This window comes from Streptomyces sp. NPDC101165, from assembly GCF_044768135.1.
Taxonomy (GTDB): Bacteria; Actinomycetota; Actinomycetes; order Streptomycetales; family Streptomycetaceae; genus Streptomyces.
In genome coordinates, this window is the sequence record NZ_JBIWPG010000031.1 from 21,777 (window position 1) to 41,935 (window position 20,159).

A 20,159-nucleotide genomic window follows, 5' to 3' on the forward strand; every position below is an offset into this window, starting at 1 on the left:
ATCTCACACCGATGGCCCGCCGTCGGCGAGGCGAGGGCCGTCCGGTCCCGCTCTATGGCTGAAAGCCGGGCTTCAGAGCGCCCCACCGGTCGGACAGCCACGCCCCCGGCCCGTCGAGGCCCACGACGAGCACCGCGGCGTCGTCCTCGTGCCCCACGTTCTCCGCGCCCTTGATCACGGCCGCGGCCAGCGCGTGCGCCTCCAGTCCCGCGACGGCCGCGATGCCCGCGAGCCGCACCACCTGGTCGAGGCCGTCCTCGATGCTCAGCGACGGACCCTCCACGACACCGTCGGTGAGCAGGACGAACACCCCGCCCGTGGTGAGCCGGTGTCGGGTCACCGGGTACTCCATGTCCGGCTCGATGCCGAGCGGTGGCCCGCCCTCGTCGTCCACCACGCCGGACTTTCCGTCCGCCGTGGCCCAGATGAAGGGGATGTGCCCGGCCCGCGCGCTCTCCAGCACGCCCGTGGCGGGGTCGAGCCGCATGAAGGTGCAGGTGGCGAACAGATCGCTGCCCAGGGAGAGCAGCAGCTCATTGGTCCGGGCGAGGAGTTCGCCCGGCTCGCTGGTCACCGAGGCGAGGGCGCGCAGCCCGGCCCGGACCTGGCCCATGAAGGCGGCGGCCTCGATGTTGTGGCCCTGTACGTCGCCGATGCACAGCCCGATCCGGCCGTCGGGCAGGGTGAAGGCGTCGTACCAGTCGCCGCCCACGTTGAGGCCGTAGCAGGCGGGTGCGTACCGCACCGCGAGGTGCAGGCCCGGGGCGGCGGGCAGGTCCCGGGGCAGCATGCCGCGCTGCAGCGCGATGGCCAGCTCGACCTGGGTGCGCTGCAGCTCCGCGCGCTTGCGTGCCTGGGCGGTGAGCGAACCGAGTCTGGCCAGCAGCTCGTCGCCGTCGTCCGTGGAGCGCTTGCGGGGCATCGATCACTTCCGGATGGGCGGTGGCCCGTCGAGGCAAACGTCTAGATTTTACCGTTATGGGACGATCCTGCCTCAGGCGGATCTTCCGCCCGGAGACGGATGGTCACCGAGCGTCCCGAACGGCCAGGCCCCAGGCGCCGAGGGCCGCCGCCCACACCAGCAGCGGGAACGCCGCGACCCGTTCCATGCCGCCCATGCCGAGCCCGAGGTAGTGGTGGGAGAGGAAGAGCCCGAAGGCGGTGAGTGCCACGGCGCCGAGCAGTCCGCTCCCCCACCGCAGGGGACGCGGCACGTCCAGCGCGGCTCCCGAGAGCAGCAGGCCGAGGTTGCCGGTCGCCATGATCAGCAGGGCGCCCAGGACGTGCTGGTTCTCGTGCACGTCCGCGGGCGCGAGCCCGGCCGACACGAACCCGGCACCGGCACCGGCCAGCAGCAGCCGGGAGGCGGTCGCGGTCGCGCCGCGTCGCCACAGGGCACCGGTCAGCAGGACACCTGCGGCGAACAGCACACCGAGGGTGACGAAGGAGACGTTCATCAGCGTGTGCTCGGGTGAGCAGACGTAGCGCGGCTCGGGGTCCGGCTGCCAGGCGCAGTGCGCGTTGCCCAGGTCACTGATGTTGTTCCGCGCCCAGCTGTACGGCCTCGCCCACGCCGACTCGACGACGCCGTGCAGGACGAAGAACTGCGCCACTCCCACGACCCACGCCGCACACCCCCACCGATACCGCACCTGTCCCCCACCCCTCGGCTGCCCTCGATCGACTCCGTCGCACACAGCCGATCACGCGGCAGGCACCCGGGGCGCTGCGGCAGACCCCCGGAAGGCGGGTGAGGATGTCCCCAGGTGTGCGGCTCAGCGGTGCCGGGCCCGGCGTCCGAGCGGCGGACGCACGCTCACATCCATCCGTCCAGTGCCGACATGAACCCCTCGAAGTCGTCCCGGTAGAGGGTGTGCCCCGCCCCCGGGACGGTGCGGATCTCGAAGCCCCTCCGCGCCAACTCCCCCGCCGCCTCCGGGGACACGAGCCGGCTGGGGTCGGCCAGCACGACGAGTGAGGGCACCACCGGGCGGGCCGGGGTCCGGCTGACCGCGTAGGCGTCGGGGAGGGCGTGGGCGGTCGTGGGGTCCCAGACGGCGAGCGTGGCCAACTCGATGTCCACATCGGCCTCTTCCCACCGCGGGTTGAAGCCGGTGATCATCGCACGGGGCGCGTCCTTGAAGGACGGGAAGACGGTGGCGGCCGCGGTGGCGTTGCCGCCCAGCTCCCAGGCCGGGTCACAGTAGACCGCCCGGTCCGGTGCGAGGCGCTCGACGGCGAGGGCCAGCGCCATGGCACCGAGCGAGTGGCCGATCGCCAACTCCGGGCCCTTGGGCAGTGTTTCCACCAGATCGTCGGCCCAGACCTCGGCGCCGTACTCCCCCCGGCCGCTCGCGCCGTGCCCGCGCAGATCCACGCCGATGACCCGGTAGCCCTTGTCCGCCAGGACCGGCGCGACCCGGCGCCAGGTCCTGTGGTCGGACATGATCCCGTGGACCAGGACGGCGATCCGGTCCCCGGTCCCCCACTCGCGGGTGTGCAGCTTCATCGACACGCCTCTCTCGTCAGGACTCCGCACGATCTTTTCGGTGAACCGGCCCCGGATCCAGCCGATTCCGGGTGCGGCAGCCACGTTTCCCTGGAAAGGCTTCCGACTTCCGCCCGCGCCCGGTCGCCCGGTGGCTCACAGCGGGGAGTGGGCCACCACCGTCACGTAGGCGCCGTACAGCAGGGACACGACGGCCAGGGCGCCGCCGACGAGCAGGGCCTGGGCCGGGCGTACCCGCCAGGTGCGGGCGAGGGCACGGGCCGGAGGGATCAGCAGGGGGAAGACCGGGAGCAGGAAGCGCGGCTTGGACGAGAACGAGCCCGAGCCGCCGACCACGAGCAGCACCAGCACCCCGGCGAAGACGACCAGGACGAGTGGGGCGCGGTCCAGGCAGAGCAGCCCGAAGAGGACGACGGAGACCGCGACGATCATCAGGGCGGCCGGGTAGACGAAGCCGCCGCCGTGCAGGAACAGCGCTCTGAGGAAGCGCAGGGCACCGGCGCCGAAGTCGAAGCGCGAGTCCCAGGCGCTCTGGATCTTGAAGTAGCCCCCCAGCGGGTCGCCGGTCTGCTGCCCCACCCACAGGACGTAGGCGAGCCAGCCCAGCGGGGCGATCAGGGCGCCGGCCCACAGGGTCGCGGGCACCCGGCCGCGCTGCCGCAGCACCTCCTGCGCGGCGGCGAGGCCGACGGCCGCCGCCACCGCGAATCCGGTCGGCCGGGACAGACCCGCCAGCGCGGCCAGCGAGCCTGCCCACAGCCAGCGGCCCCTGAGCACGCAGTACAGGGACCAGACGGCGAGCGCGGCGAAGAGGGACTCGGTGTAGGCGATGGTCAGCTCGACGGCGTGCGGCAGCACGGCCCACAGTCCGACCAGGGCGGTGGCGACGGCACGCCCGTACAGGCGGTGGGCGAGGACGTAGATGCCGTAGGCGGCCGCGCCCGCGGCGGCCCAGGCGACGAGCAGCCCGGCCTGGCCGGGGGTGAGCGGGAGGACGGTGGTCAGGGCGCGGATGAGCCCGGGGTAGAGCGGGAAGAACGCCCAGTCGGCCTGCACCCCGCCGCTCTGGCTGATCCAGATGAGGTGCCCGTAGCCATGCGTGGCGATGTGCAGGTACCAGCGGGAGTCCCAGGAGTGGGCCAGGCTCCTGACCAACGGGTGTCCGGTGAGGTGGTTGGCGACGATCACGACGAGGACGCCGGCGATCCGGACCGCCGCGAACAGCGCGAGGGCCGGCAGGGCGCCTTCGGGGATCCGGTGCCGGACGACGAGGGGCAGGGCGGGGCCGCGGAAGGGGCGGGACGGGGCGGCCGGCTCGGGCCGGGGCACAGAGGACGTACTCACCCTCAGACCATGGTCACAGCGGTGCCGGCGTGCAATTCGCGACCCGGCTTTCTTACGTTCTTCCACCCTGATTCAGGACCCCCGTAAAGACCAGAAGCGGTTGTTGTTATCATCTGAGCGCTGCCTAGCTCGAAAGATGGATCTGTGACTGTCAACGACGACTCGTTCACCAACTGGAAGAACCGCGAGGAGATCGCGGAGTCGATGATCCCGATCATCGGGAAGCTGCACCGCGAGCGGGACGTGACCGTCCTGCTGCACAGCCGCTCCTTGGTGAACAAGTCGGTGGTCAGCATCCTGAAGACGCACCGCTTCGCCCGGCAGATCGCCGGCGAGGAGCTCTCGGTCACCGAGACGATGCCGTTCCTCCAGGCCCTCACCACCCTCGACCTCGGGCCGTCCCAGATCGACATCGGCATGCTCGCCGCCACCTACAGGACCGACGACCGCGGTCTGTCGGTGGCCGAGTTCACCGCCGAGGCCGTCGCCGGCGCCACGGGTGCCAACAAGATCGAGCGTGGCGCCGGAGGCCGCGACGTGGTCCTGTACGGCTTCGGCCGCATCGGCCGCCTCGTCGCCCGCCTGCTGATCGAGAAGGCCGGCTCCGGCAACGGCCTGCGCCTGCGCGCCATCGTCGTCCGCGGTGGCGGTGAGGCGGACCTCGTCAAGCGCGCCTCGCTGCTGCGCCGCGACTCGATCCACGGCCAGTTCAACGGCACCATCACCGTCGACGAGGCGACCAGCACGATCGTCGCCAACGGCAACGCGATCAAGGTGATCTACGCCAACGACCCCTCTGAGGTCGACTACGCGGCGCACGGCATCAAGGACGCCATCCTCATCGACAACACCGGCAAGTGGCGCGACCGCGAGGGCCTCTCCAAGCACCTGCGCCCCGGTATCGACAAGGTCGTCCTGACCGCCCCGGGCAAGGGCGACGTCCCGAACATCGTCCACGGCGTCAACCACGACACGATCAAGCCGGACGAGCAGATCCTGTCCTGCGCGTCCTGCACCACCAACGCGATCGTCCCGCCGCTGAAGGCGATGGACGACGAGTTCGGCGTCCTGCGCGGTCACGTGGAGACCGTCCACTCGTTCACGAACGACCAGAACCTGCTGGACAACTACCACAAGGCCGACCGCCGCGGCCGCTCCGCGCCGCTCAACATGGTCATCACCGAGACCGGTGCCGCCTCCGCCGTCGCCAAGGCGCTGCCGGACCTCAAGGCCCCGATCACCGGCAGCTCGATCCGCGTCCCCGTCCCGGACGTCTCGATCGCCATCCTGAGCCTGCGCCTGGGCCGTGAGACCACCCGCGACGAGGTCCTCGACTACCTCCGCGAGGTCTCGCTGAACTCGCCGCTGAAGCGCCAGATCGACTTCACCACCGCCCCCGACGCCGTCTCCATGGACTTCGTCGGCTCGCGTCACGCCTCGATCGTCGACGCCGGCGCGACCAAGGTCGACGGCGACAACGCCATCCTCTACCTCTGGTACGACAACGAGTTCGGCTACTCCTGCCAGGTCGTCCGGGTCGTCCAGCACGTCTCGGGCGTCGAGTACCCGACGTACCCGGCGACGGCGGTCTGACGCCGGGGACCCGCGTGACAGGTGCGGCCGCCGACCGGAGTTCCGGTCGGCGGCCGTTCTGCTCGGGCGCGGGCGGTCAGGCCGCCGAGGGCCTGGTGCAGGCGCCCGCGGCGCACGCCGTGAGCCACTGGTCGAAGTCGGCGTCGTAGCGGTTGCCGATGCCGTCGTGGTAGACGGCGTATCCGCCGGCGTAGTCACCGGCGCGGAAGCGGTCGAGCATGCGCCGGACGTCGTCGGGGTGCCGCTCGATCATGTAGCGCACGGCGAGGTAGCCCCACGGGTAGGTGCGGGTCACGTCGCTGTTGGCGTAGGTGTTCTCGAAGAGGGTGCTCAGCTTGTACGTGTGCTTGGCGGCCTCCTGGATCGCCTGGTCGTCGGCCAGGCTCCGGTAGCTGTAGGAGACGTACTCGGCGACGCCCTCGATCCACCACACGTCGGGCACCGAGGTCTGCCGGGTGAAGTCGCCCGACATGTCGTCGCGGGCGTCGAGGAAGTGCGTGTACTCGTGGTTGAGGTTCCAGATCCGGGCCACGAAGCCGTCGTCGTAGTTCTTCTGGTACATGATCGACGTGACGTGGTTGGCCGGGTCGGAGGGATCGCCGTCGAGGGTCATACCGCCGTTGTCGGTGCTGATGCCGTAGATCGGACCGGCGTAGGTCTGGTAGTCGGTCCGGCTGGCGAAGACCACGAGCTGGATCGTGGAGACGTACTGTCCCGGTATCGCTCCGCCGGCCTTGACCACGCCGCGGAAGTAGGTGCTCTGGTTCAGCACGCTGGCGCAGGCGGCGTCGAGGTCCTCGGCGGTCAGGGACTGGGCGAGGATCGTGACGTTCGCGTCGCACCGGCGACTGATCGGCAGGACGGCCTTGGTGAGCTTCGCCGGCAGGTCGCACACGTCGTAGTAGGCGCAGTTGGCGCTGTCGTAGTAGTTGGCCTGCGTGGCCACGGCGACCCAGAGCCCGGCCGTGGGACCGGTGATCGCGGTCTGGTCCAGCAGATCCCTGGTCAACGGCTGGACGGTCTCGCGCAGTTCCGGGTGCTCGACGTAACGGGCCAGGTTCATCCCGGCGTTGGAGTCCAGGAAGGCCAGATCGGTGCCGAGCTGGTCGGTGTTGGCCAGCGCGAAGTCGTACAGGGTGTCGATGATGCGCGGGTCGGCGTCGACCGCCTGCACGTACGCCGGGTTCCAGTTGCCGCGCCACAGCGGCGTGTAGACGTCGTTGACGGCCCTGACCATGCTGTCGACGGCGTCGTAGGAGCTGTCGTAGTCGCCCAGCAGCCGCCGGTAGACGGAGAGATAGCGGCCCTGCTGGTCGGCGCTGTCGGTGAGGATGACGGTCTCGCCGAGGATGTCACCGTTCGCGGCCGTCACGTCCCGGGAGTGGGAGCGGGCGAAGAAGGTGTCCAGGCCGCCCGTGACGGCGGTGGTGAGCCGGGAGGTGTACGACCCGACGTCTCCGGGGTGGTTGAACTGCACGTAGTAGCCCGCGCGCAGGAAGAGGACGAGCTGCAGCAGGCTGCCGGAGTTGTCGCCCTGGTACTGCCCGGCCGTACGCGTGAACGCGTTGGCCACGGACAGCATCTGCGCCTGGCGGAAGATGTCGTGTCCGTCTCTTCCGGTGACCGAGAAGAGGGTGTTCACGCAGTCCGTGGAGGACGCCTTCACGAAGGAGACGAGGGCGGATCCGGTACGGCTGCCGAAGTCGGCCGAAGTGCAGGAGGCCGCCTTGGTCACACCGTGCGGGGCGATCTCCATGCTGCGGGTGAACGTCGGTGCCTGGGGAGGGAGTTGGGCGGGGCTGAGGCTCTTCGCCTGGACCGCGGGGCGTTCGTCGGCACCGGCGGTCGGGCCGATGGGGGGTGGTGCCGGGGTGTGCCTGGGGGGTGTGTGCGCGGCGGTACCGGAGTTCGGCTGGGGTGCTGCCAGCGCGGGTGTGGACAGCAGGCCGGCCACGGTGACGCAGACGGCGGCGGCGCCGGCCATGCGTCTGGGCAGCGCGAAGCGATAGCGCATCGGGATTCCTCCACGAAGGGATGCGCCTCGGTGGGGTGTTGAGGCGTGTGTGGCACTGTCTCAGCGCGCCATCCGCACAACAATGGCGTGTGACATAGCACATGGCACTAGCGGCCCATAACATCGCGGCCCGCTGCGACGGCGGCCGCTACGCCCCGGCGATGCTCCAGGTGCGCGATGCCCAGGTCCTCAAGTGCGGTGCCTGGGCGACCAGATCGCGATAGGCGCCGAGGGCCGACTGGAAGAGCGTCTCCACGACGTCGGCGGTGACGGTGTCGGGACGCCAGGCCAGCACATAGCGGCACCACAGCGGTGAGCCGGCCAGCGGCTTGACCGTGACGTGCGGGATCGGGCGCAGCGTCGGCTGCACCATGGAGACACCGAGACCGTCGGCGATCATGCTCTGCAGCTGGGTCTGGTCGCCGAGGAACTCGTGTACGGCGGCGGGGGTGAACCCGGCCGCGGCACAGGCGTCGTAGAACACCCCGGGCCAGCCGGCGCCGTCGTCCGGGGTCACGAACCAGTCGTCCTCGGCCAGGTCGGCCAGCTGCACCTGGGCGGACTGGCGCAGGCGGTGGCGCGAGGGCAGGGCGACGAACGTCGGCTCGGTGACGATCCCGCGGTGTTGCACGGCGGTCGAGTGCCGCAGCTCCATGCCCGGGTAGTCGGCGGCGATGGCCGCGTCCACCGCGCCCTCCTCGAGCAGTTCGACGATCCGCGAGGAGGCGTAGACGCTGGTCACGGCGAGGGACAGATCCGGCAGCCGGGTGCGGACGCGGGACACCGTGCCGGAGAGCATGGGCGAGTTGGTCGCGGCCACGCGCAGCGTACGGCGCGGCCGGGTGGAGGCGGGGCGGTGGCCGATGGCGTCGGCGCGGGCCAGCACGTCGCGGGCCTGGGCGACCACCTCGGCGCCGTACCGAGTGGGCCGCACTCCGGTCGCGCTGCGTTCGAAGAGCGGCTCGCCCAGGTGGCGCTCGATACGTCTGAGCTGGGTGCTCACGGCGGGCTGCGAGTACCCGAGCTGCGCCGCGGCACGGCCCACGCTGCCCGCGTCGGCGATCGCGCACAGCACACGCAGGTGCCGAAGCTCCAGCTCCATCGGTCCACTCCCCGTTTCGTCCCACGGCCGGCTCCGGGAGACCGTCCGCCTCCCGGGAAACCCATGCTCACAGCTTCGCCGGCCGTGGTCGCGACCGGCGGACGGAAGCGTTCCATCGCACGGACGCGCGCACAAGTCGCAGGTCCGCGTCCGTTACGTTCCGTCCACCCGTCGGCACCTCGCCGCTGATGATGGGGGCGGCCCGGCACGGCCTGCGGGTGAGCATCGAACAGACCGGCGCCCGGCGGGAGAACGAACTGGCGGCGCTCTCCCAGTCCCGCAACCGGCTCTACGACGGGCTCATCCTGGCCACCGTCGGCATGGGTCCCGCCGACGTCGGCTCCCTCAGGGTCGACGACCCCGTGGTCATCCTGGGTGAGCGGATCTTCGGCGGCCCCGTGGACCACGTCGCGATGCCGAACGTGGAAGCGGCCCCGGCCGCGACCCGGCACCTGATCGAGCGCGGCTGCCGGCGCATAGCCGTCCTGTGCGGGGAGCTGCGCGGCGAGGTCGACGTGTCGAGCCTGCGCCACGCCGGCTACCGGCAGGCGCTGCAGGCGGCGGGCCTGCCCGTGGATCCGGAGCTGGTGCAGAGCCTGCCGTCGCTCACCATGGACGCCGCCGCCCGGCGGGCCCGGACGATGGCGGCGGACGGACTGCGCTTCGACGGCGTGTGCTGTGTGACGGACACCGTGACGATGGGCGCGCTGCGCGGCCTGGCCGATGCCGGGGTGCGGGTGCCCGGGCAGGTCAAGGTGATCGGCTTCGACAACGTCGACGAGAGCGCGTTCCTCGTTCCCTCGCTGTCCACCGTGGATCCGGACCACGACCTGATGGCCGAGCGGGCGGTCGCACTTCTGGCCGCACGGATCGGCCGGGCGGGGCCGCCGGTGGACCAGGAGGACTTCGCCAGCCGCTTCTCCCTGGTCGTCCGCGAGTCGACGGGCGGCTGACACCTTCCTCCGGCATCGAACCTCACTACAGCACTCTTCCATTTGCCTAAAGGTTTTAGGCAGCTGCATAATTAATGTCGGCAAAAGGGAGGAAGCTTATGGTGCGCGCAGGACTGACAGCGGAGCGCCTCGTCCGTGCGGGAGCGGAGCTGGCCGACGAGGTCGGCTTCGGGCAGGTGACGGTGTCCGCGCTGGCCCGGCGTTTCGACGTCAAGGTCGCCAGCCTGTACTCGCACCTGAAGAACTCCCAGGAGCTGAAGACCGGGATCGCCCTGCTCGCGCTGGAGGAACTCGCCGACCGCGCCGCCGACGCGCTGGCCGGCCGGGCCGGCAAGGACGCCCTCCAGGCCTTCGCGAACGTCTACCGCGACTACGCCCGCGAGCACCCCGGCCGCTACGAGGCGGCCCGCTTCCGGCTCGACCCGGAGGCCGCCGCCGCGAGCGCGGGCGGCCGGCACGCCCAGATGACCCGGGCGATCCTGCGCGGCTACGACCTGACCGAGCCCGACCAGACCCATGCGGTCCGGCTGCTCGGCAGTGTCTTCCACGGCTACGTCAGCCTGGAGTCGGCCGGCGGGTTCAGTCACAGCGCACCCGACTCGCAGGAGTCCTGGACCCGGATCCTGGACGCCCTCGACGCGCTGCTGCGCAACTGGCCGACGCCCTGACTCCCCCTCCCCCTCCCCCTCCTATCGACAGGCTCGCACCGATGTCCTCGTACGACTGGCTCACCATCCCCCTGACCGCCGACCTCGTACGCGGCGCCCTCGACCTGGAACGCACCGAACACGGACTGCTGCCGCACCGGCTTCCGGCCCGGGCCCGGGCCCAGTGCGCCGACCCGCAGCTGCACATGGTGGAGTCCCAGCCGTCGGGCGTGCGGCTGGTGTTCCGCACGCGCGCCACCGCCGTCGAGCTCGACACGCTGCCGACCAAACGGGTTTACGTCGGCGCCCCGCCGCGCCCGGACGGCGTGTACGACGTGCTCGTCGACGGGCGCCCGGCCGGCAGCGCGTCCGTCACCGGTGGCAACACCCTGACGATCGACATGGCCGCCGGCACCGCCGAGCAGCGGCCGGGCCCGGTCGGCACCGTCCGCTTCACCGGGCTGCCCGCCGCGGTCAAGGACGTCGAGATCTGGCTGCCGCACAACGAGACCACCGAACTGGTCGCCCTGCGCGCCGACGCGCCCGTCGAGCCGGTTCCGGACCGGGGCCGCAAGGTGTGGCTGCACCACGGCAGTTCCATCAGCCACGGCTCCGACGCCGCGAGCCCCACCACCACCTGGCCGGCGCTCGCCGCCTCGCTCGGCGGGGTGGAGCTGATCAACCTCGGCCTGGGCGGCAGCGCCCTCCTCGACCCGTTCACCGCTCGTACGCTGCGCGACACCCCCGCCGACCTGATCAGCGTCAAGCTCGGCATCAACGTGGTCAACGCCGACCTGATGCGGCTGCGCGCCTTCGGCCCCGCCGTCCACGGCTTCCTCGACACCATCCGCGAGGGCCGGCCGGACACCCCTCTCCTCGTGATCTCGCCGATCCTGTGCCCCATCCACGAGGACACGCCGGGCCCGTGCGCCCTGGACTTCGGCTCCCTGGGTTCGGGGCAGTTGCGGTTCCGGGCCACCGGCGATCCGGCGGAGCGCGCGTACGGCAAGCTCACCCTGGGAGTCATCCGGGAGGAACTGGCCCGGATCGTGCGGCAGCGGGCGGCCGAGGACCCGCACCTCTCCTACCTCGACGGCCGTGACCTGTACGGGGAGGCCGACAGCGTCGAACTGCCGCTGCCCGACGACCTCCACCCGGACGCCGCCACGCACCACCGGATCGGCGAGCGCTTCGCCGCGCTGGCGTTCGCCCCGCGCGGCCCCTTCGCGGACGGCGCCGTCTGACCCGTACCGGTCCGGCGGAGCGTCACACGAGGTGGGCGAAGACCACCAGGTTGTCGGTGTAGTCCTTCACCGAGTGGTCGTAGTCCCCCGCACAGGTGATGAGCCGGACCTCTGGGCGCGCCGTGTCGGCGTACACGCGCTTGCTCGGGAAGTCGTCCTTGGCGAAGGTCTCCGTGTCGTCCACGACGAAGTTCGCCCGCCGCCCGTCGGCCCGGTCGACGGAGAACCGGTCGCCGGTCTCCAGCTGGTCGAGGTTGGCGAAGACGGCCGCGGAGGTCACCGTGTCGACGTGTCCGGCGATGATCGACGTGCCCGCCTCGCCGGGCGAGGCGCCTTCGGCGTACCAGCCGACCAGGTTGGTGTTGGCCGCCGGCGGGGGCTCGAGCTGCCCGTCGGGGCCGAGGGAGAGGGCGGCGAAGGGGGCGTCCACGGAGATCTTCGGGATGAGGAGCCGGATCGGCACGGAGTGCGGCAGCGGCCGGCCTGCCTGCTGGGAGTCGCCCGTGGCGGCGCCCGTCGCGCCCGAGGTACGGGACACGTCCGGGGTGTCGTTCGCACCGTGATGGCCGCCGAACAGACTGACGGCGAGGACGGCGATCGCCACGCCCCACAGGGTCAGCCGGCCGCCGAGGCCGGGGGTCGCCTGGTCCGTCGCCGGTTCGGCGGGGGGCGGGGAGGAGGGATCTGCTGCCATCGGACACCACCTCACTCGGGCACGGCAGCACGCGGATCGGGGCTCGGGGGCGGGCCGCCGGCACGGTGCGCGCCGGCGGCGGCCGCATCCCCTGGCATACGGGAGTCCGGTCAGGACGCCGGCTCGGTGGCCTTCTTCCGACGCAGTGCGTACATGCCGGTGGCGCCTACGGCGAGCACGGCGAGCCCGCCCGCGGTGACACCGGGCGTGGCGAGGGCGCCGCCTCCGGTGTGCATGCCGCCGTGCGGCTTGTCCTGGTCGTCACCGCCGCCGCTCCAGTCGTCCTTGTCCCCCTTGCCGCTGCCGCTGTCCTCCTTGTCCCCCTTGCCGCTGTCGCCCTTGTCCCCCTTGTCTCCCTTGTCGCCGCTGTCCTCGTCCTTGTTCTTGTAGGTCTCGGGGTCGAATCTGCTGTCGTCGCTGCTCGAGCTCCAGTCGTCGTCACCCCGCACCGCGGCGAGGGCGCCGCCGCCCGTGTGCATTCCGCCGCGCGGCGAGTCGTGGCTGCCATTGCTGTCGCGGTCCGTGCTGTAGTCGTTGTCGTTGTCGCTGTCCGACCCCTTGTCGTGGTCGCCGCCGGAGCCCTTGTCGTGGCCACCGCCGGAATCACTGTCGCGGCCGGAACTGCTGTCTTGGTCGCTGCTGTACGAGGAGTCGTCACGGCCGCCGTCGTCCCCGGCCGATACGGCGAACACGGCGCCGGGTGTGGCAAAGGAGAGGGCGGCCGCGGCGGCAGCCGTGGCGAGCAGGATGCGGGCAGAACGCATGTCGAGGTCCTTCCGCCGTGGCCGGGCAGCGGATTCGACATCGGCTGAATGAACCCGGCCTCGACATGAACCACCGTCAGTCAGCCGGTTGCCTCGCACCATCCGGGCCGCCCAGCCGGGTCATCGCTCCACCCGTCTGTCCCATCGACACGCCGGAACGCCCCTCGTTCGGACCAGTTCCCGTCACCCGTCCGCCCGACGCTCGGCCGGCGCGGTCAGTAGCCCACGAAGAAGGTCGCGTCCGCCTGGTCCGTGGCCGTGGAGATCGGGTCGATGCGCAGGACGTAGTCCGAATGCCTGAGGTAACGGGTGGGGTGGTTGTGCGAGCGGAAGGACGTCCAGCCGGCGTCGGCCAGGCCCGCGGTCCGGTGGAAGGTGGCGTCCTGGGCGAAGGCCGAGGTGCCGTCGTTCACGTCGAGGCGCAGCTGGTACGCGTAGTGCCGCAGATAGCGGGTCGGGTAGTTCACCGACCGGAAGGAGACGCCGGAGCCGTCGGCCAGGCCGGGGACGAGCTCCCACTGGGAGTCGGTGTACGGGTCGAAGGGGTAGGCGTCGATGCGGCCCACGTAGTCGGCGTGGCGGATGTAGCGGTCCGGGTGGTTGTAGGACTTGATCCGGTTCCAGGCGGGTGCGCCCCACCTGGCCACGAGGTCGGTGTACTCGGTGGTGGTGATGGGCTGGACGGTGCCGTGCTTGGAGTTGCCGGGCTGGGTGTAGGTGCGCTGGTCCAGCGCGGTCCAGGTGCCCGCGGCCAGGTCGGTGCTCTGCCAGGCGTAGAAGACGCCGTTCGGCGTGTACGTGTCTCCCCACAGCCACCAGGTGCCCGAGGCCCGGGACTTGACGAGGATGGGGGCTTCGGTGCCGCCGTGGGCGACCGGCGTGCTGAAGACGGAGAAGCTCCCGGGGTCCAGCGAGGTGGATCGGGCACCGACCAGCGCCTGTGCCGAACTGCTCTTGAAGTAGAGGTAGTTGACACCGTCGACGCCTACGGCAAGGTCTCCGTCGATGACGTCGTAGCCGGGGTCGAAGAAGACCTGCGGGGCGGAGACGGTCCGGAAGTCGCTGGTGTGGTTCACCATGATCACGTTGTGTCCGCTGGAGTTCACGGACGAGTAGATGATGCCGTACTGGCCGCGGCCCGCGTCCCAGAAGGCCTCCGGGGCCCAGCTGTGGGTGTTCATGTCGTGCAGCTCGAGGCGGCGGTAGTCGGTGAAGGTGCGCAGGTCGGCGGAGTCCCAGACGTGGATGTACTGACTGACGTAGCTCCAGTCGGTGCCCTTGAGGTCGGTGGCGAGGACGACGAAGGCGCCGTCCTGCTTGCGCAGAACGAACGGGTCGCGCAGTCCGCCGGCGCCTTCGGTCGGGGTGACGACGGGGTTGTTCTGGTTGAGCGGCATCCAGCGCAGCGCGTCCGTGCTGACGGCGAGGTGCAGGCCGTAGTCGGTGCCGGTGCCGTTCGGTGACTCGGTGAAGTACCCCATGACATAGGCGGAGTCCGCGGCGTGGGCGGGGCGGGCGCCCAGGGTCAGGTCGGTGGCCGCGGCCAGCGGTACGGCGGCGGCCGTGCCGAGGAACAGCCGGCGTGAGGGCAGGCCTGAGCGGTGGGGGGTTGCGCGCATGTGGTCTCCCGGGACTCTTCAACTGCCGGTATTTCGAACAGAGTTCGGTAAGTCGGTCAGAAAGTAGAGGTGTGGGAGGGACGCGTCAATGCTTGTGACAGGGAAGGGGGCTCTGAGGCAACGGGGTGCCCTGGGGGCAGCCGCTCCGTCCCCCGTCCGGGCCGGTGCGGTCGTACGGCCGTGCGGGCGCGCCTAGCCTGAGTCCGACGATCCATCACGGCACGGCGGCGCCCCCCTGTCCCTCGCCCCGCCGAGAACGAGAAGGGGCCGCGCCATGCCCGCCGCCGCAGCCGTGTTCAGACGCGGCATCCGCCGACTGCTCACGGCGTCGCTGGGCGCCCTGGCCGGGGTCGCCGCCGTCGCCGCCCCGGCCCGGGCCGACGTCGGCGATGTGACGGAGTTTCCGATCACGACCACGGCCGACACCCTCCCCGCCGGCCTCACCACGGGACCGGACGGGGCCGTGTGGTTCGCGGCGTCCGGAGTCGGACGGATCGGGCGGGTCACCGTCGAAGGCAAAGTCACGGACTTCCCCACCTCCGGTCCGGACAGCTTCCCGCTCGCCGTCACCACGGGCCCGGACCAGGCCCTGTGGTTCACCGAGGGGAAGGTGAACAGGATCGGCCGGATCACCACCTCCGGACAGCTCACGGAGTTCCCGGTGCCGACGGCGGACGGCTTCCCGACCGGGATCGCAGCCGCACCGGACGGTGCGCTCTGGTTCACCGAGGCGGACGGCAACAGGATCGGCCGCATCACCACCTCCGGCCGGATCACCGAGTACCCGGTCCCGACCCCGAGCGCCTCCCCGAACTCCATCGCGGCGGGCGGGGACGGAGCGCTGTGGTTCACCGAACTGACCGGCGGGAAGATCGGGCGGATCGACGGCTCCGGCCGGATCGCCGAGTTCGCGCTGCCGCCCGCGTCCGGCTTTCCCGACGACATCGTCACCGGCCCCGGCGGCATGTGGTTCACGTCGTCCGGTTCGAACTCGGTCGACCGGATCGACTCCGCCGGACATGTCACCGGGATCCCGCTGCCCGACCCGGACAGCAGTCCCAGCGGCATCGCCCTCGGGCCGGACGGGCAGGTGTGGTACGCCGATCAGGCCGGCCGGATCGGTCGCGTCGACTCGACCGGCAGGGTCACCGCCTTCCCGGTGCCGGCCGGCGCGGACAAGGTGCCGTTCCGCATCACCGCCGGTCCCGACCACGCGGTGTGGTTCACGGGGCTGCTGGGCAATGTCATCGGGCGTGTTCAGGCCCTGCCCGAGTGATCACGAGGGGCCGGAAGATGACCCGTACCCGCTTGTTATGACAGCGGTCATAGCGCAGGCTGGTGCCGACAGCACGGCAGGCCGACGCGGTGGGAGGAAGCAGTGGCGGGCGGCACGGCACGGACGATGTGGGAGCGGTACGAACCGGTGCACGATCTCGTGTACTTCGCGCCCGAGGCGAGGCAGGCGGCGGACCGGCTGGGGATGCGCGGGTTCTGGATGGGGTACTTCGCGCTGCGGGCGGCCCCGCTGGGCGCGGTGTCGCCGTCCGTGGTCACCGGCTCCTTCTATGTCTTCCACCCCGCCCGGGTGGCCCGTGCACTGCCCGACGCCTGGCGGTACGCGGCTCCGGAGGAGGTGCTGGCGGCCCGTGGGGAGGCCATGGACGCGGCCATGATCCGTCTGTTCGGGCCGGACGTGACGAGCTCGGCGGAGCTGGTGGAGGCGGCCGACCTCGCGTGGGAGGCGGCGGCAGCGGCAGACATTCCGGGGCGGGTGCTGGCCGCGGCCAACCAGGCGCTGGAGCGGCCCGAGCGGCCGACGGTGCGGCTGTGGCAGGCCCTGACGACCCTGCGGGAGCACCGGGGCGACGGGCATGTCGCCGTCCTGGTCGGCCTGGGGCTCGGTCCGGTCGAGGCCATGGTGCTCAAGGCGGCCGCCGGGGAGTCGGACGGGGCGTTCCTGCGGGAGACCCGCAGATGGGAGCCGGAGGACTGGGCGGCGGCGGAGGCCGCGCTGCGGGAGCGCGGCTTCCTCGCCGAGGACGGATCGCTGACCCGCGCGGGTGTCGCCGGGCGCGCGCACATCGAGATGCGGACCGACCGGGCGGCCGAGCGCCCGTGGACCGCGCTCGGTGCGGAGCGCACCGCACGCCTGGCCGAGCTGCTGGAGCCGCTGGCCCGCACCGTCGAGGACTCGGGGCTGCTGCCGCCCGGCAATCCGGTGGGGCTGACGCGACGGGAGTCCGCGCGCCGGTGACGGTGGCGCACGTCGGCGTCCCCGTCCGGGGTGCCGGACCGGGGACGCCGTACAGGACGTACGGGGAGCCTGTGGGTTACCAGGCCACCGGGAGCCGTTCGGGGATCCGCTTCATGAAGCCGGTGCGCCAGACCAGTTGACTCCGCGGCACGGCGAGCGCGAGGTCCGGCAGGCGTTCGAGCAGGACCTCCAGGGCGATCCGGGCGTGTGCGCGGCCGAGTGCGGTGGCGGGGCAGTAGTGGGCGCCGCCGCCGAAGGAGAGGTGGTCGGCGGTGTTGTCGCGGTGGACGTCGAAGCGGTGCGGGTCGGGGAACTTCTCCGGGTCGAGGTTGGCGCCCTCCACCAGGACCAGGACGAGTTCGCCCCGGCGGACCTGCACGTCGCCGAGCCGGACGTCCTCCAGGGCGAGGCGCGGCAGGGCGTCGCCGATGGAGAGGTTCACCCGCAGCAGCTCCTCCACGCCCGGGTCGATCAGGTCGGGGCGGTCCCTGAGGAGGTCCCTGGCCACGGGGTGGGTGAGCAGGTAGACCAGGGCCATGGCGAGGAAGCCCGAGGTGGAGATGGTGCCGGCGCCGAACATGGTGACGCCGACGGTGGCCAGCATCTCGTCGGTCAGGTGGGCGTAGTCGGGGTCGTCGCGCAGTGCGGCGAGTTCACCCATCAGCCCGTGGGTGGCCGGGTCGCCGAGCAGGGCGGTCATCCGGGTGATGTCCCGGTCCCAGTTGATCTTCGCGCCGGCGATCGGGCACGCCGAGTTCATGAAGGCGATGTCGAGGCTGCGCAGGAAGGCCGGGGCCTCGGTCTGCGGGATGCCGAGGATGCGGCAGTGCATGCCCGCCGAGTACGGCTCGCAGAACGCGTCGCGCAGGTCCACCGTCGGCCCTTCGGCCTCCATCAGGTCCACCAGGCGGTGGGCGTCCTCGCGCAGCCGGTCCAGCAGGCCGGGGGCCTTGGGGTTGAGCGCTTTCATCACCGCCCGGCGCAGCCCCGCCCCGGTGATGTTGCCCATGTTGTTCACGACCTCGGGCGGGATCGTGAGCGCGTACTGGCGGGGGACCCCAGGCTCGGAGGTGTCCTTGAGGGAGAAGCGCTCGTCCTTGAGGACCTGCCGGCACAGGTCGTAGGAGGAGACCAGCCATGCCTCGTCGCCGGCGATGGTCCGCACGCGCCGTACCGGGGTGGCGGCGCGCAGGTCCTCGACCTCGGCGGGCACGCGGGTGCCGTCCCAGGAGAACGGGAAGTCCAACAGCGGCGCTTCGGTGCGGATGTCGGGGGCGGTGGTCATGCCGCGGCTCCTTGCTGGGCGGCGGGCGTCACGACGGCGTGGCCCTGGTTGCGGGAGGCGCGCAGTCCGGCGCCGCGGGAGTACAACAGCTCGGCCATCGGCAGCAGTTGGTGATAGCAGTTGAGAGACGAGGGCACCTTGAGGATGGCGGGGGTGTCCAGGAACAGGGGCGCCTCGGCGCACACGTACTCCAGGCACACCTCGCGCTGCCGCTCGCTCGCCTGCTCGCCGCGGGCCGACAGAAAACGGCTCACCAGGGCGTTGCAGACGCGCCGGAAGTCGCCGTCGGAATGCAGCCGGTGCTTCAGCTGCCGGTGGATCTCCTGGTAGGCGGGGTTGGTGCGGAAGGCCGACATCGGGTGCCAGTCGAGCCGGGCGCCGTCCGGGTCGGCCTCCGTCACCGCGTCGCGGACCTTCGCGCGCACGCCCCGCAGGTTCTTCACGGCCTTGCGGCGGGCCTCGTCCGGCGCGTAGCCGGACGCCTCGTACATCTCGGCCACGTACAGGTCGGTGTAGACGAAGTCGACCCTGTCGAAGTGGTCCAGCCCCCAGCGGGCGAGGTCATGCAGGCGTTGGGCGGAGAAGTAGCTGTTGCCCGGCGACACGCCGATCACGGCGTGTGCGCCCTCGCCGAAGATGACTTCGCAGTGGGAGGTGTAGGGCTGAACCTCGAAGACGTCGGCCATCAGCACGGATGCTGTGGTCAAGGGGGATACCCTCCGCCGCGCGCTAGTCCCGTCAGGGCCCTGTGCCCCTGGTGTGGCGACGCGGCGCCCTCACGCTAGTCGTACACCGTCAACACGGGTAGTTACTGCCTGGGTTTGGCTGAAATCAGTCGTATCAATGGTCGAAGTGCCCTCAGAGGAACCTCATTTACGGGCCGTACGCTGAGGCCTGTGGTCAACCGAGACGAGGATCCAGGGCAGGCGGCGTCCCGGCTCACCGGGCGCCGGGTCACGGCAGCGCGGACGCCGTCCGGGTCGCCCGCCGAGGTGACGCTGGAGGGCGGAACGGCGGTGATGGTCAAGCGTGGCGACGCCCCGGGCGCGGTACGAGCCGAGGTGACCGGGCTGCGCTGGCTCGGCGCGGCGGGTGCGGTCCGGGTGCCGGAGGTGCTCGGTCACGACGAGCGGTGGATGGTCACCGAGCGCGTGCCGACCGGGCGGCCCGACGGCGCGGCGGCGCTGCGTTTCGGCCACGCCCTCGCCGCCCTGCACGCCGCCGGGGCACCGGCGTTCGGCGCGCCGCCGCCGGGCGGCCCGGAGGAGGCGTACATCGGCCTCGCTCCCATGCGCAACACACCCGGGGAAGACTGGCCCGGCTGGTACGCCGAGCACCGCGTGCTGCCGTATCTGCGCGGTGCGGTGGATGCCGGCACGATCCGGCCCGCGGAGGCCGCCGTGATCGAGCAGGTCTGCGAGCGGCTCCCGGAACTCGCCGGACCGGCCGAGCCGCCCGCCCGGCTGCACGGCGACCTGTGGAACGGAAATGTGCTGTGGGCCACAGACGGGGCGGTCCGGATCATCGATCCGGCCGCGCACGGCGGGCACCGGGAGACCGACCTGGCGATGCTCCAGTTGTTCGGCTGCCCGCACCTGGACCGGGTGCTGGCCGGCTACCAGGAGGCGGCGCCGCTGACCGAGGGCTGGCGGCGCCGCGTCGGCCTGCATCAGCTGTTCCCGCTGCTGGTGCACGTGGTGCTGTTCGGACGCGGCTACGCCGAGCAGGCCCTCGCCGCGGCTCGCGGCGCCCTCACGGAATGAAACGGAACGTAAGGCACCGCACGTCTGCGGGCGGACCGCGCAACTCCCCTCGACCGGTGTGACGTCCTCCTACCCGACGCCCCGAACGACCCCTCTCCGAACCCCGGTTACGGAGCGTAAGGAAACCAACCACCCGTTCGATTCGTATAAGGACGTGAAAGCCGAATCAGGGAGAGACCATGCAACCGTTCACGCTCAACTACGCGCGCCCCGCTGTGCAGTTGGACGTCACCGCTCCGTACGCGTACGACTCCGGACTGCAGTTGAACGTCCTCCCGGACGGGCGGATCGCCGCCACCGACCACGCGACTCTGAGAGCACTGGGGACAACGACCTCCACGGCAGGCTCCAAGACGCACTTCGACGACTGAACG

19 protein-coding genes are annotated in these 20,159 nt (G+C 71.4%); 8 read left to right on the forward strand and 11 right to left on the reverse strand.

Annotated elements, in window-relative coordinates:
- Positions 1–52: 52 nt before the first annotated feature.
- From ACIRVH_RS42430 to ACIRVH_RS42445, 4 genes are all read right to left on the reverse strand, one after another.
- Positions 53–922, reverse strand: coding sequence for a PP2C family protein-serine/threonine phosphatase (locus ACIRVH_RS42430; RefSeq protein ID WP_403965321.1), 870 nt, complete (start codon positions 920–922; stop codon positions 53–55).
- Between the two features lie 103 nt (positions 923–1,025).
- The gene (locus tag ACIRVH_RS42435) at positions 1,026–1,619 is read right to left on the reverse strand and encodes a DUF998 domain-containing protein (protein ID WP_403965323.1); all 594 of its coding nucleotides are present in this window, start codon (positions 1,617–1,619) and stop codon (positions 1,026–1,028) included.
- A 197-nt stretch (positions 1,620–1,816) separates the two neighbouring features.
- Entirely contained in the window at positions 1,817–2,509 is a 693-nt protein-coding gene (locus tag ACIRVH_RS42440; RefSeq protein WP_403965325.1) for an alpha/beta fold hydrolase, read from the reverse strand.
- Positions 2,510–2,644: 135 nt separating this feature from the next.
- Positions 2,645–3,853, reverse strand: a complete 1,209-nt coding sequence (locus ACIRVH_RS42445; RefSeq protein WP_403965327.1) for a hypothetical protein — start codon at positions 3,851–3,853, stop codon at positions 2,645–2,647.
- 144 nt (positions 3,854–3,997) lie between these two features.
- Here ACIRVH_RS42445 and ACIRVH_RS42450 point away from each other — a divergent pair, with 144 nt between their 5' ends.
- On the forward strand, positions 3,998–5,446 hold the full coding sequence (locus ACIRVH_RS42450) for a glyceraldehyde-3-phosphate dehydrogenase (protein WP_403965328.1): 1,449 nt from the start codon (positions 3,998–4,000) through the stop codon (positions 5,444–5,446).
- 76 nt (positions 5,447–5,522) lie between these two features.
- Here ACIRVH_RS42450 and ACIRVH_RS42455 read toward each other — a convergent pair whose 3' ends face one another.
- Together ACIRVH_RS42455 and ACIRVH_RS42460 are read right to left on the reverse strand one after the other, a co-directional pair.
- Entirely contained in the window at positions 5,523–7,460 is a 1,938-nt protein-coding gene (locus ACIRVH_RS42455; protein ID WP_403965329.1) for a collagenase, read from the reverse strand.
- A 148-nt stretch (positions 7,461–7,608) separates the two neighbouring features.
- Positions 7,609–8,562, reverse strand: coding sequence for a LysR family transcriptional regulator (locus tag ACIRVH_RS42460; protein WP_403965331.1), 954 nt, complete (start codon positions 8,560–8,562; stop codon positions 7,609–7,611).
- A gap of 191 nt (positions 8,563–8,753) precedes the next feature.
- On the opposite strand from ACIRVH_RS42460, the gene ACIRVH_RS42465 reads away from it, so the two are divergent.
- The 3 genes from ACIRVH_RS42465 to ACIRVH_RS42475 all read left to right on the forward strand — a co-directional run bounded on the left by ACIRVH_RS42465 (position 8,754) and on the right by ACIRVH_RS42475 (position 11,406).
- Positions 8,754–9,515 carry a LacI family DNA-binding transcriptional regulator gene (locus ACIRVH_RS42465; RefSeq protein ID WP_403965448.1) on the forward strand — a complete coding sequence of 254 codons (762 nt, stop codon included), beginning with the start codon at positions 8,754–8,756 and terminating at the stop codon, positions 9,513–9,515.
- Positions 9,516–9,613: 98 nt separating this feature from the next.
- Positions 9,614–10,183, forward strand: coding sequence for a TetR/AcrR family transcriptional regulator (locus ACIRVH_RS42470; RefSeq protein WP_403965333.1), 570 nt, complete (start codon positions 9,614–9,616; stop codon positions 10,181–10,183).
- Positions 10,184–10,224: 41 nt separating this feature from the next.
- Entirely contained in the window at positions 10,225–11,406 is a 1,182-nt protein-coding gene (locus tag ACIRVH_RS42475) for a GDSL-type esterase/lipase family protein (RefSeq protein WP_403965335.1), read from the forward strand.
- Positions 11,407–11,428: 22 nt separating this feature from the next.
- Here ACIRVH_RS42475 and ACIRVH_RS42480 read toward each other — a convergent pair whose 3' ends face one another.
- From ACIRVH_RS42480 to ACIRVH_RS42490, 3 genes are all read right to left on the reverse strand, one after another.
- Entirely contained in the window at positions 11,429–12,100 is a 672-nt protein-coding gene (locus tag ACIRVH_RS42480) for a class F sortase (RefSeq protein ID WP_403965337.1), read from the reverse strand.
- A gap of 110 nt (positions 12,101–12,210) precedes the next feature.
- A complete protein-coding gene (locus ACIRVH_RS42485; protein ID WP_403965339.1) occupies positions 12,211–12,864 on the reverse strand; it encodes a hypothetical protein in 654 nt (217 codons plus the stop codon).
- Between the two features lie 215 nt (positions 12,865–13,079).
- Positions 13,080–14,483: a glycoside hydrolase family 43 protein gene (locus ACIRVH_RS42490; protein ID WP_403965341.1), complete on the reverse strand. Its 1,404-nt coding sequence runs from the start codon at positions 14,481–14,483 to the stop codon at positions 13,080–13,082.
- Between the two features lie 274 nt (positions 14,484–14,757).
- On the opposite strand from ACIRVH_RS42490, the gene ACIRVH_RS42495 reads away from it, so the two are divergent.
- Both ACIRVH_RS42495 and ACIRVH_RS42500 read left to right on the forward strand, forming a co-directional pair.
- Positions 14,758–15,759 carry a hypothetical protein gene (locus ACIRVH_RS42495; protein WP_403965343.1) on the forward strand — a complete coding sequence of 334 codons (1,002 nt, stop codon included), beginning with the start codon at positions 14,758–14,760 and terminating at the stop codon, positions 15,757–15,759.
- A 102-nt stretch (positions 15,760–15,861) separates the two neighbouring features.
- Positions 15,862–16,737, forward strand: a complete 876-nt coding sequence (locus ACIRVH_RS42500) for a hypothetical protein (protein WP_403965345.1) — start codon at positions 15,862–15,864, stop codon at positions 16,735–16,737.
- 76 nt (positions 16,738–16,813) lie between these two features.
- On the opposite strand, the gene ACIRVH_RS42505 is transcribed toward ACIRVH_RS42500, so the two are convergent.
- The gene (locus ACIRVH_RS42505; RefSeq protein WP_403965347.1) at positions 16,814–18,022 is read right to left on the reverse strand and encodes a cytochrome P450; all 1,209 of its coding nucleotides are present in this window, start codon (positions 18,020–18,022) and stop codon (positions 16,814–16,816) included.
- Positions 18,019–18,729 (reverse strand): tRNA-dependent cyclodipeptide synthase, encoded by a 711-nt coding sequence (locus ACIRVH_RS42510; protein ID WP_403965349.1) that lies wholly within the window; start codon positions 18,727–18,729, stop codon positions 18,019–18,021. Before ACIRVH_RS42510 ends, ACIRVH_RS42505 begins: the two co-directional genes overlap by 4 nt.
- Positions 18,730–18,918: 189 nt before the next feature.
- Between ACIRVH_RS42510 and ACIRVH_RS42515 the strand changes: the two genes are divergently transcribed.
- Complete coding sequence (locus ACIRVH_RS42515; protein ID WP_403965351.1) at positions 18,919–19,785, forward strand: fructosamine kinase family protein; 867 nt, start codon at positions 18,919–18,921, stop codon at positions 19,783–19,785.
- Between the two features lie 179 nt (positions 19,786–19,964).
- Positions 19,965–20,156: a putative ATP-grasp-modified RiPP gene (tgmA, locus tag ACIRVH_RS42520; RefSeq protein WP_014670659.1), complete on the forward strand. Its 192-nt coding sequence runs from the start codon at positions 19,965–19,967 to the stop codon at positions 20,154–20,156.
- Positions 20,157–20,159 lie beyond the last annotated feature (3 nt).